This window comes from Corallococcus sp. CA041A (assembly GCF_003612075.1).
Classification (GTDB): Bacteria; Myxococcota; Myxococcia; order Myxococcales; family Myxococcaceae; genus Corallococcus; species Corallococcus exiguus.
Genome location: NZ_RAWF01000676.1, coordinates 1 through 434 on the forward strand (window position 1 = coordinate 1; position 434 = coordinate 434).

Sequence of the window (434 nt, forward strand, 5' to 3'; positions counted from 1 at the left end):
TCCGTACCCGTCTCCGTCGAAGATACCGCTGCTGCTTGTACAGTGGATTCCGAAGCTGGTACTGTATTTGTGATTGGAGTGGAAGAGGGTCCAGGCCTAAACTTGATGACCGCCGATCGACCGGGAAGGAAAGTAGGATCATTGCCTTCTGCGATCCAGTAGCCCTTGGTCTTGCCTTGATTTGAGCGACCGATGAAGGGAATGTCGAGTGATCTCATGATCTTGTCTAGCAGACCATGGACAACTTCGAATCGGGCTTCCTTGTCGGTATATGTTGCACAGACTCTTCGCTCGTTGCGGGTCAACCTTTGTTCATCTGTAGGATCTTGATAGGCAATGTCTGACACCTCAAAGGCTCTGAGAGGCAGCGGATGCTTTCGATTCTCACGTAGCGTCTTGAGGATTCCAGGAAGTAGAGAAGTACGGACTAGCTG

The 434-nt window shown here is 50.9% G+C and carries 1 protein-coding gene; it reads right to left on the reverse strand.

What is annotated here, in order from left to right:
- Positions 1-404: hypothetical protein (locus D7V77_RS44150; protein ID WP_233597589.1), on the reverse strand; the 404-nt coding region annotated here is incomplete at its 3' end.
- Positions 405-434 lie beyond the last annotated feature (30 nt).